Origin of the sequence: Amycolatopsis sp. WAC 01375, assembly GCF_003947325.1 — a bacterium.
Taxonomy (GTDB): domain Bacteria; phylum Actinomycetota; class Actinomycetes; order Mycobacteriales; family Pseudonocardiaceae; genus Amycolatopsis.
Genome location: NZ_QHHW01000036.1, coordinates 211,901 through 222,309, shown reverse-complemented (window position 1 = coordinate 222,309; position 10,409 = coordinate 211,901). Strand labels below are relative to the sequence as shown.

The following is a 10,409-nucleotide window of genomic DNA, read 5'->3' as shown; positions in this document are numbered from 1 at the left end:
TTACCTGGCAGCCGGGAGCCGGCTGACGATTCCGTCGAGATGCGCCAGACTCCTGGCCACATCCCGCTTCGGTAGATCCTCCGGGCTCCCCTCGCTCAGCGCGGTGTCCTGTTCGAGCACGTACCACCCGTCGTAGCCCGCCTCGTGGACGGACCTGACCATCGTTTCGATGTCGACGTCCCCGTCGCCGAGCGGGACATACAGACCTTTGCCCACCGCTTCGGTATAGGGAAGCCTTCCGGCACGGACATCTTCGGCGAGTTCGCCGCGCACGTCCTTGAGGTGCAGGTGCCCGACCCGTTCGGGGTACCGTTCGGCCAGCGCCACCGGATCGGTCCCGCCGATGAGGAGATGCCCGGTGTCCAGGCACAGCGGCAGAGTGGAATCGGCGAGGAAGCGCTCGACCTCTTCCTCGGTTTCCGTGTGCGTCCCGACGTGCGGATGCAGCACGGTACGAAGTCCATGGCGCGCGGCGATTTCCCCGATCTCGCCGGAGGTTTCGACGAGGGTCGCCCATTCGGTGTCGCTCAGCTTCGGCCGGTCGTCGTAGCCGTCGAGACCGGTGGCGGCGGCGAGCACGAGCACGTCGCCACCGCAGGCGGCGAACAGCGCCGCCGACTCCTCGGCCGCCGCCAACGCGGCTTCGGGGTTCTCGTGCAGTACGACGGCGAGGAACCCGCCGACCAGGTCGAGCTCGTATCCGCCGAGCAATCCGCGCAGCTCGGCCGGGTCTCGCGGCAGATATCCGGGCGGGCCGAGCTCGGTGGCGCGCACTCCCAGCTCCGCCATTTCGCCCAGTACGGTCCCCGCGTCGAGCACGCGGCCCCAGCCGGGGACTTCGCACACGCCCCAGGAGATCGGGGCGGCGGCGACGCGGATCCGGGATGTCGTCACTGGCATCGGCGGCCTCCTGAAGATTCAGCGGTTCGGGGTCGGGGATCGGGTTAGAGCGCTCTATTGATTAGAGCGCTCTAATCATGTAGCGTCCGTCACAGTAAAGTCAAGGGCAGGGGGAGGATGGAAATGGCGCGACCGACGATGGAGGACGTCGCCGCGAAAGCGGGGGTGTCCCGTGCGCTCGTGTCGCTGGTGATGCGCAACGCGCCGAACGTGTCCGACGAACGGCGGACGCGCGTGCTGTGCGCGGCGCACGAACTGGGGTACGAACCGCACGCGATGGCCCGATCGCTGGCGAGCCGCACGTCGACCGTCCTCGGAGTGATGGTCTCCGACCTTCGCAACGCGTTCTTCGCCGACGTCGTCGAGGGGCTCGACGCGGCGGCCGAAGCGGCCGGATTCCATTTGATCCTCAACACCGGCGGCCGCAGTCCCGCGCGCGAGCGGGCCGCGTTGAAGAGCCTGTTGTCCTTCCGTCCGGCCGGGGTGATCCTGCTGTCGCCGGTGGTGCCCGCGTCGGCGATCGAGGAAGCGGCCGCCCAGGGCCCCGTCGTCCTGGTGTCGCGCACTTCGCGCGCGCCGGGAGTGGACACGGTCAACGACGACGGGGAGGCGGGTTCCGCGCTCGCCGTCGACCATCTGGTTTCCTTGGGGCACCGGAGGATCGCCCATCTGGACGGTGGCCTGGCGGCCGGTGCCGCGGCCCGGCGCCGGGGTTACCAGCAGGCCATGCGGCGGCATCGGCTGCATCCGATCATCGTGCGCAGCGAGCACACCGACACCGCCGGGGAGAAGGCCGTGCTCGAACTGCTCGGCGATCCGCCACAGGGCGGACTGCCGACAGCGTTGGTGGCGGGCAACGACTTCAACGCCGTCGGCGCGATCTCCGCGCTGGAGGAGGCGGGTCTGCGAGTCCCCGAAGACGTTTCCGTGGTCGGCTACGACAACACCTCGCTCGCCGCGCTGCGCCATCTCTCACTGACCACTGTGGACCAGCCGCGGACCGAAATGGGGCGGCTGGCCGTCGAGGCACTGCTCGAACGGGTCCGGGGCGAACGTGCCGAACCGGTCCGGCATCTGCTGCACCCCTCGCTGGTGGTCCGTTCGACCACCGCCGCTCCAGAAAGGTAACCACATGAGGTTGGGACTCGCCGGCGCCGGCCGGATCGGCACTTCGCACGCCGAGACCTTGAAGAGCTTCGACACGGTCTCGTCCGTGGTCGTCGCCGACGTGGACGCCGCACGCGCCCAGGCGGCCGCGGTCAAACTCGGCGTCGAAGCGGCAACGGACATTCCCTCGCTGTTCGCGTCCTCTTTGGACGGTCTCGTGATCGCCGCGGCCACGGACGCCCATCCGGAACTGATCCTCAAGGCCGTCGACGCGGGGATCCCGGTGTTCTGCGAGAAGCCGGTCGCCGCCGACATCCCCGGCACGCTCGCGGTGATCGACAAGATCTCCGGTTCGGACGTACCGGTGCAGATCGGCTTCCAGCGCAGGTTCGACGCGGGCTACGCGGCCGCCCGGGCCGCGGTGGCTTCGGGCGAGCTCGGCTGGCTGCACACCTTGCGCGCGACCACACTCGACCCGGCACCGCCGCCCGCCGAGTACGTCGCGCATTCCGGCGGTCTGTTCCGCGACTGCGGGGTGCACGACTTCGACGTCGTCCGGTTCGTCAGTGGCCGCGAGGTCGTCGAGGTCTACGCCGTCGGAACGAACAAGGGCGAGCGGTTCTTCGCCGACGCCGGTGACGTCGATACCGCGGCCGCGACCCTGACACTGGACGACGGAACGCTGGCGGTGGTCTCGCTGACCCGGTACAACGGCGCGGGCTACGACGTCCGGCTCGAAGTGCTCGGCTCGGCGGGCAACGCCGTGGTGGGCCTGGACGACCGTGCGCCGCTGACCTCGGTCGAACCCGGCGTCCAGCCGTTACCCGGCCCGGCCTACCCCGGGTTCATGGAACGCTTCCGGCCCGCGTACACCAGTGAGTTGAAGGCGTTCCTCGACGTCGCCGCCGGTCGCGCGCCGAGCCCGTGCGGAGCGGCGGACGCACTGGAGGCTTTCTACATCGCCGAGGCGTGCGAGCTCTCCCGCCGCGAACGCCGCCCGGTCCGTGTGGACGAGGTTCGCGTCTGAAGTGGCGTTCCCACGACCCCTGCGCGAAGGCCACAGCCCGGCGTGACGTGAAGGGCCCCTTCCCTACTCTCAAGGTAGGTAAGGAGTCCTTCACGGACCTGCGATTCCGGCCTGCCCGACGCTCACGAGGGCTTGCCGCCGGTGGCCTTGGGAGTACATGAAGGCCCCTTCCTTGCGTCTAGGTACAGGAAGGGGGCCTTCATGTACTGGGGAATCACCGGCGTACCCGAATACTCGCGACACGCCACGGGGCCGATCTCGCCACCTGCGCCGTACCGCTCACGGCCGCTGGCGCGCGAAGGCAGCTTGCTGCCAAAGACCGGACACCATGAGCCACCATTCGCTACGGTGACCGCGAACCATGACAGGTGGAAGATTCGTGTCGCCGGACGCGCGAGGAGTGCGGATGCAGCCCAACCCGCCGCGGCCCCACCCGCCGCAGCCCGGTTCCCCTCAGTACGGGCAGCCGCCTGGCGCCCCCACGCAGTGGGTCGGCGCGCCGCCCAAGCCGAGGGCGAACGCAGTGGCCGCGGTGATCGCCGGCGTCCTGGCGCTGCTCGCCGCCGGCATGCTCGTCTGGTTCGCGCTCTACAACGTCGTCGTAGCCGTAGAGGCGGACGGCCGCTTGTCGGGTATCACGGTGCAGAACATGGCCAGCGGCGTCATCTCCGCCGTAGTGCTGGTGATCGCGGCGGGATTCACGTTCGCCCGCAGGATTCCCGGTGCGTGGACTCTGTTCGGGCTTTGCGTGTTCTACGTGGTGGCGGTCTTCGTGGGGACACCGCTGGTGTGGGGCACGCCCTTCGGCGCGCAGGTCAAGTGGCTCTTCAGCTTCGACGACAGCGACAGCACCGCCATGGCGCTGACGATCTTCCTCGCTGTCCTGACGGCGATCACTTCGGCGATCGCCGCCGGAGTGAAGTCGTACGACACCAAGACACGCGTCTAGAGTTCGTCCAGGATCAGTTTCGCGCGTTCCTCGACGAGCCGGTAGCCGGAGCGTGCGGCGAGGTCCTGTGCCAGCTCGCCGTGTGTCCGGGCTTCCGGGTGTTTTCCCAGCCGTAGCAGGGTTTCCGCGAGTCCGGTCCGGGCGGCGGCCTCGCACCAGAAGAAGCTGGTCGTCCGCGCGATCGACAACGCGAGCCGATAGTGCTCGGCGGCCTCCTCGGGCAAGTCGAGCCGCAGGCAGACCTCGCCGAGTCCGGCGAGGGTCCAGGCCTCGGTGCCCCGGTCGCCGATCTTGCGCGTCAGTTCGACGGCTTCGAGCGCGTCCGTGCGGTTCTGATCGCTCGGGTCTCGCCTGCTTTCGAGTACCGCCCTGCCGGACTGCGCGGTCGCCTCGCCGTAGGTGTAACCCAGTTCGCGGTTGGCCGCGAGCGCGCGGGTGTAGAAGTCGTAGGCGTCGTCGAGGAGGCCGAGGTCGCGGTGCACGTTGCCGAGATCCACCAGTAGCACCGCGACGCTGAACCGGGCGCCGTCCCGTTCGGCGACCTTCAGCGCGCGGGTGAAGTTGGTGAGCGCCTCGTCGAGCTGACCTGTCTGCCAGTACGGGAAACCGAGGTTCGCCAGTGCCATCGAGACGGCCGGCATGTTCAGTTCTTCGCACAGCCGCAGGGATTCCAGCCCACAGCGGATCGCCTCCTGCGGATCGCCGAGGCGTTGGTGCACCGCGCTCAGGTTGTTGAGCACGGCCGCGCGGCCGGCGTCCCAGCCGTCGAGGAGGTCTCCGCGCAGGGCGCTGGTGAGGTGCTCGCGTGCTTCGTCGTAGCGTCCGCTGTTGACGCAGGCGAGCGCGATACTCAGGTGCATCGCCGCCTGCGCCTGCCCGGCCCCGCCGCGGCGGGCGGCTTTGAGCGCGGTCGAGGCGGTGTCGATCCATTCCGCGTGATGACCGCGCTGGTGGAAGAAGGCGCGGAGCGCGTCGGCGAGGTGCCAGGAGAACTCGGGCGGGCCGTGTTCGGCGCTGTGCTCGACGGCGGCGGCGAGATTCGGCCACTCGGCGTCCAGCCACGCCAGCGCCTCTTCGGTGTCGGCGAAGGGTTTGTCCGCCGGTTCCTCGCGTGGCAGGCGCAGGAAGTGCGGGATGAGGGTGCGGCCCGCGGCGTCGGCGGAGGTCAGGTAGCTCTCGAAGAGCCGCCTCGCCGCGGCGTCGCGTTCGGGTTTCGTGTCCTCCGCCAGCGTGCGGCCCGCCGCGAAACTGCGGAGGAGGTCGTGGAATCGGTAGCGCCCAGGGGTGTAGCGCTCGACGAGATGCGCCGCCGTGAGCGCCTTGAGCTGCTGGTTCGCCTTCGAATGCGGGACGCCGGTCAGCGCCTGCGCGGCGGGGGCGGTGAACGTCTGGCCGGGCACGAGCGCGAGCCGGCGGAACAGTTGCCGGTGCTCCTCGGGAAGCGTCCGGTAGGAGACGCCGAACGCCGTGGTCACGGCACTTTCCTCGGCACCGTCGACGGTGAGCTCGGCCAGCGGATCGCCACCGGCGAGCTCGCGGGCGAGTTCGGCGATCTCGGGTTCGCCGCTCGCGCCGAGGTTGGCCGCCGCGATCCGGAGTGCGAGCGGGAGATGCCCGCACAGCCGCGCCAGTTCCGCGGCCGCGACGGCTTCGGCTGCGACGGTTTCGCTGCCGAGCACGGCTTCCAGCAGATGCCGCGCGTCTTCGGCGGGCAGCACGGGCAGCGGGAGCGCGCGGGCGCCGGTGCGGGCGATGAGGTCGCCGAGCCGCTGGCGGCTGGTGACCAGGACGGTGCCGGACGGCGGCAGCAGCGGGAGTACCTGGCCGGTATCGCGCACGTTGTCTAGGACGAGGAGGACCCGTTTGTCGGCGAGGAGTGACCGGAGCAGCGCGGCGCGTGTGTCGATGTCCGGTGGGATGGCCTTGGGCGCGGTGCCGAGTGCCTGCAGGAGCTGGGTGAGCGCGACGGCCGGGGTGAGCGGTTCGTGGTCCGGGTCGAAACCACGCAGGTCGAGGTACAGCTGGCCGTCGGGGAAAGCGTCGCGGACGCGGTGGGCCCAGCGGACCGCGAGCGCGGTCTTGCCGACACCGGCGGTGCCGCTGATGACCCAGATGTCTGTGCCCTCGGCCGCATGGCGGGTCGCCTCGTCGAGGCGCTCCAGCTCGTTCGCCCGTCCGGCGAACCCTCGGACGTCGTGCGGCAGCTGCGCGGGGCGGACCGGCTCGGGCCTGGTCGCGGGTTCGAGGGCGGGATCGGCGCCGAGGATCGCGGATTCCAGCCGCCGCAGTTCCGGGGACGGATCGAGACCCAGTTCGCTACCGAGCCTGGCCCTCAAGGCGCGGAAAGCCTCAAGGGCGTCGTCAGTGCGGCTTTCGCGGTGCAGCGCGAGCATGAGCTGCCCGACGAACCGCTGCCGCAGGGGATGCGCGGCGACCAGTTCGGTCAGTTCCGCGAGGACCTGCCTGCCGCGGCCGAGCCGCAGCTGCGCTTCGGCCCGATCCTCCAACGCCGTCCAGCGTTCTTCGTTGATGCCGCCGCGAAGCCGCTGGGCGACCTCGCCGTTCACCACGTCGGACAACGCCTCGCCGCGCCACAGACCGAGCGCCTCGTCCAGGAGCTCCACAGCGGTTTCGTCGTCGGCGTCACGGGCCTGCGCGGTCAGCTCGGTGAAGCGGTGCAGGTCGACCTGGCGCGGATCGAGCTTGAGCAGGTACCGGGTCCCCTCGGAGACGATCTCCGGCCCGCCCGCGCCGCGGAACACCGCACGCAGCCTGGACACCAGCGCTTGAACGGTGTTTCGTGCACTGGCGGGTGGTTCTTCGGGCCAGAGCAGGTCGATGATCCGGTCGCGCGGTACCGGTTTGCCCGCTTCCAGCAGCAGAACCGCCAGCACGAGCCGTTGTTTGGGCGAGCCGAGATCGACCGGATCGCCACCGGCCCACGCCTCGACGGCGCCGAGGACGCGGAACTCCACCCGGCCACCTCCGCTCACCGTCGTCAGAGCCTGCAAGCGTAGTGCAAGCGCGCTGCATCCGGCCCGCGTGATCCTTGCCGAGTGTCCACCGAGGACCCGTCGCCGGAACCGTGCCCAACCAACAAGACGGGCAGGACCCCCCATTCGGTTCCGGTACGACGGTGGACACCTACACCTTTCACAGGCACCGCCTTCTCCAGTGGCGGTGGGGGTTGGGGGTAGTGCCAGCTCGACGTCTTCCCCCCGTGTCGTCGAACTGGCGCTTCTTCTTGACTGGGGCTGGGGGTTTTCCGTGAAGGCCACCTTGAGGGACTCAGAGTCCCTCAAGGTGGCCTTCACGGTTTTCGGCGTTTCGCGGCGAGCAACCTTGATCGCTTGACAAGGGCGGGCGTCTGCCTGCACCCTTTCACTACTTAATTAGTGAAAGGGTGTTGCCGGTGGTCACCTTCCACTTGGACAAGGGCTCGGGCGTCGCGACGTACGTTCAGCTCGTCCAGCAGGTCAAGAACGCCCTGCGCCTGGGATTGCTGGAGCCGGGAGACCGGCTGCCGACGGCGAAGGAAGTGGTCGCGGAACTCGCGATCAATCCCAACACGGTCCTCAAGGCGTACCGCGAGCTGGAGCGCGAAGGGCTCGTCGAGGGGAAGCCGGGCCTCGGCACCTTCGTCCAGAAGACGCTCGGAGGCGCTTCGTTCGCGGAGCGCACGCGCTTGAGGAAGAGCCTCGGCATCTGGGTCCGCGACGCGCGGGAATCGGGGCTCGATCAGGAAGACGTCGAGGCGTTGTTCACCTCGGTGGTGGTCGATGGCTTTCGAGGGGAGCGGACGGCATGACCGATAAACCCGTCATCGAGGCGACCGGACTCGGCAAGCGCTACCGCCGCAAGTGGGCGCTGCGCGACTGCTCCCTCTCCGTCCCGAAAGGACGCGTCGTCGCCCTTGTCGGGCCCAACGGCGCGGGCAAGACGACCTTCCTGCACCTGGCCGTCGGGCTGCTGGACGCGACCCTCGGCTCGGTCTCGATCCAGGGGACCACGGCCTTCCTCGCCCAGGACAAGCCGTTGTACCCGGGTTTCAGCATCGCCGAGATGCTCAAGTTCGGCAGACGCCTCAACCCCGGCTGGGACGACGAGTTCGCGCTCAAGCGCATCGATTCGCTCGGACTTCCCTTGAAGCACAAGGTCGGCAAGCTTTCCGGCGGCCAGCGCGCGCAGGTCGCGCTCACCCTCGCGCTCGCCAAACGCCCGGACCTCCTGGTGCTCGACGAACCGCTCGCGAACCTCGACCCGCTGGCCCGTCACGAGGTCATGCGCGGCCTGATGGAGGCCGTCGCCGAGACCGGGATGACCGTCCTGCTCTCGTCCCACGTCGTCTCCGACCTGGAGAACACCTGCGACTGGCTGATCGTCCTCAACGGCGGCCGGGTGCAGGTCAGCGGCGACATCGACGAACTCGTCGCCGGGCACCGGATCCTTTCCGGGCCGGTGGAGGAGGCCGACGCGCTGGCCAGGCGCGTCGCGATCGTGGACGAGGCGAGGGCGGGCAGGCAGGCGACCGTGTTCGCCCGCACCGAACCGGTCCCGCTGGGTCCACAGTGGACCGAGCGGCCGTCGACCCTGGAGGAACTGGTGCTCGCCTACCTGCGGCGGCCCGAATCCGCGAGCCTGCCTCGTCCGACACTGGCTTCGGCGTAAGGGGGAACGATGATCTGGCTCACCTACCGTCAGCACCGGATGCAGCTGCTGATCACCGCCGGTCTGCTCGTCGTCGTCGGGATCCTGTTGCTGGTCAACGGAAACGCCGCGGCGGACAGCCCGGACCCGGCGAAGCTGTTCGCCGATCTGTACACCTACCTCTCCTGGTTGCAGGTCGTCCCGGTGGCGATCGGGGTCTTCTGGGGCGCCCCGCTGGTCGCGGCGGAATACGAACGCGGTACCACGAAACTCGCCTGGACACAGTCGATCTCACGATTCCGCTGGCTCGGCGTGAAACTGGGTTTCCTCGCCGTGCTCGCCACCCTCGGTGGTCTCGCGTTCGGCACGATGATGCAGCGCTGGGTGGAGGTCTTCCCCACCGATCGCGGCGACACCACCTTCACCAGCCGTTTCGACAATCCGGTCCTGTTCGCGATGACCGGCGTCGCGCCCGGCGCGTGGTGGCTCTTCGGGTTCGTGCTCGGCACCGCAGCGGGAGCGTTCATCCGCAAGATGCTGCCCGCCATCGCCGTCACCATCGCGGTGACCGTCGGCCTGATGATCGGCGTGGGGAACTTCCGCGACCTCTACGCCGAACCGAAACTCGTCTCCATGGGCTTCGGCGACCAAGGCCCCGGGGGCCGGGTGCTGGACATGGTCACGGACGCCGCCGGCGAGGTCACCGCGCTCAAGGTCCTGCCCGCGGACTTCTACTGGCGTTTCCAATGGACCGAAGCCGCGATCCTCGCGGGTGTCTCGCTCCTGCTCACCGTCGCCGCGACCTTCGCCATCCGACGTCGTTCCTAGAAAGGCGCACCTACTTGCTTTGGCTCACCTGGCGGCAGCACCGTACCCAGCTGCTGGTCACCCTGGGATTCCTGGCCGTGCTCGGCGGCGTCCTGCTCCTCTCCGTGCAGGTCGCCGTCGACGCCTCGAATGGCGAGACCTCCTTGTACTGTCACGGCGGCGGCGTCCCGTGCCGTGAGTACGACGCGGGACTGGAGGATCTCTATCAGAAGATCTACCCGCTGGTCGCGATGGTGCCGTTCGTTCCCTTGCTGGCAGGCGTCTTCTGGGGTGCGCCGCTGCTCTCCAGGGAGTACGAGCGCAACACCCATCAGCTCGCGTGGACGCAGTCGGTCGGCCGCGGGCACTGGCTGGCCGTCAAGTTCGGCGTACTCGCCGGGTGCGCGATGCTGGCCGGGCTCGCTTCGGGGCAGATGTTCGGCGCGTGGCTGGAAATGTTTCCTGGCAAGGCGGAGAGCTTCGCCGAGACGTCCTACTTCGGCGCGCTCGGGGTCGCGCCCGCCGCCTGGTGGCTGTTCGCGTTCGCTCTCGGTGCGGCGGCCGGGGCGCTCGTGCGCAAGACCTTGCCCGCCATCGCGATCACGGTCGCGGTGTTCCTCGCGGCATCGATCGTCTTGCTTTTCCTGAGGCCGCATTACGCCGAGCCGGTGCGCACGCTCGGCCCGGACGCGGCCGCGAAAGGGGCGCTGATCGTCAAGCTGGGCAGGGTCACGCCGGACGGCCGTGAGATGAGTTCGCTGGACGACGTGCCCGGTTGCCCGGTGGGGGTCGGGAAGAGCGCGTGCGCTCAGGCGGCGGGGTATCAGGACTTCACCGTCTACCAGCCCGTCGACCGGTTCTGGCGGTTCCAATGGACCGAGGCGGGCATTCTGCTGGCCGCGACCGCGGTGTTCGGGGGAGTCGCGGTAGGGGGCACGGTCCGCCGCCGTCGCTGAGACGGCGGCGGACCGG

The 10,409-nt window shown here is 69.3% G+C and carries 9 protein-coding genes; 7 read left to right on the top strand and 2 right to left on the bottom strand.

All coding sequences use genetic code 11. From position 1 onward, the window contains the following. Positions 1–900 (bottom strand): sugar phosphate isomerase/epimerase, encoded by a 900-nt coding sequence (locus DL991_RS23900; protein ID WP_125786570.1) that lies wholly within the window; start codon positions 898–900, stop codon positions 1–3. A 123-nt stretch (positions 901–1,023) separates the two neighbouring features. Between DL991_RS23900 and DL991_RS23895 the strand changes: the two genes are divergently transcribed. From DL991_RS23895 to DL991_RS23885, 3 genes are all read left to right on the top strand, one after another. After that, positions 1,024–2,028 (top strand): LacI family DNA-binding transcriptional regulator, encoded by a 1,005-nt coding sequence (locus DL991_RS23895; RefSeq protein WP_125786569.1) that lies wholly within the window; start codon positions 1,024–1,026, stop codon positions 2,026–2,028. A 4-nt stretch (positions 2,029–2,032) separates the two neighbouring features. Continuing rightward, complete coding sequence (locus DL991_RS23890) at positions 2,033–3,034, top strand: Gfo/Idh/MocA family oxidoreductase (protein WP_125786568.1); 1,002 nt, start codon at positions 2,033–2,035, stop codon at positions 3,032–3,034. Positions 3,035–3,440: 406 nt separating this feature from the next. Beyond that, positions 3,441–3,983, top strand: coding sequence for a hypothetical protein (locus DL991_RS23885; protein WP_233598952.1), 543 nt, complete (start codon positions 3,441–3,443; stop codon positions 3,981–3,983). Here the strand turns inward: DL991_RS23885 and DL991_RS23880 are convergent. Further along, complete coding sequence (locus tag DL991_RS23880; protein ID WP_125786567.1) at positions 3,980–6,958, bottom strand: BTAD domain-containing putative transcriptional regulator; 2,979 nt, start codon at positions 6,956–6,958, stop codon at positions 3,980–3,982. The two genes, DL991_RS23885 and DL991_RS23880, sit on opposite strands and share 4 nt — an antisense overlap. A 437-nt stretch (positions 6,959–7,395) precedes the next feature. Here DL991_RS23880 and DL991_RS23875 point away from each other — a divergent pair, with 437 nt between their 5' ends. Genes DL991_RS23875 through DL991_RS23860 form a run of 4 tightly spaced genes read left to right on the top strand, consistent with a single transcriptional unit; the run spans position 7,396 to position 10,393 of the window. Continuing rightward, on the top strand, positions 7,396–7,791 hold the full coding sequence (locus DL991_RS23875) for a GntR family transcriptional regulator (RefSeq protein ID WP_125786566.1): 396 nt from the start codon (positions 7,396–7,398) through the stop codon (positions 7,789–7,791). Beyond that, positions 7,788–8,651: an ABC transporter ATP-binding protein gene (locus DL991_RS23870; RefSeq protein WP_125786565.1), complete on the top strand. Its 864-nt coding sequence runs from the start codon at positions 7,788–7,790 to the stop codon at positions 8,649–8,651. Before DL991_RS23875 ends, DL991_RS23870 begins: the two co-directional genes overlap by 4 nt. 9 nt (positions 8,652–8,660) lie before the next feature. Next, entirely contained in the window at positions 8,661–9,458 is a 798-nt protein-coding gene (locus DL991_RS23865) for an ABC transporter permease (RefSeq protein WP_125786564.1), read from the top strand. Positions 9,459–9,472: 14 nt separating this feature from the next. Then, complete coding sequence (locus tag DL991_RS23860) at positions 9,473–10,393, top strand: ABC transporter permease subunit (protein ID WP_125786563.1); 921 nt, start codon at positions 9,473–9,475, stop codon at positions 10,391–10,393. Positions 10,394–10,409 lie beyond the last annotated feature (16 nt).

Excerpts from the sequence above, each read along its gene's own strand:
- DL991_RS23900 (WP_125786570.1), bottom strand. The coding sequence starts at position 900 with ATGCCAGTGACGACATCCCGGATCCGCGTCGCCGCCGCCCCGATCTCC.
- DL991_RS23895 (WP_125786569.1), top strand. The coding sequence starts at position 1,024 with ATGGCGCGACCGACGATGGAGGACGTCGCCGCGAAAGCGGGGGTGTCC.
- DL991_RS23890 (WP_125786568.1), top strand. The coding sequence starts at position 2,033 with ATGAGGTTGGGACTCGCCGGCGCCGGCCGGATCGGCACTTCGCACGCC.
- DL991_RS23885 (WP_233598952.1), top strand. The coding sequence starts at position 3,441 with ATGCAGCCCAACCCGCCGCGGCCCCACCCGCCGCAGCCCGGTTCCCCT.
- DL991_RS23870 (WP_125786565.1), top strand. The coding sequence starts at position 7,788 with ATGACCGATAAACCCGTCATCGAGGCGACCGGACTCGGCAAGCGCTAC.
- DL991_RS23865 (WP_125786564.1), top strand. The coding sequence starts at position 8,661 with ATGATCTGGCTCACCTACCGTCAGCACCGGATGCAGCTGCTGATCACC.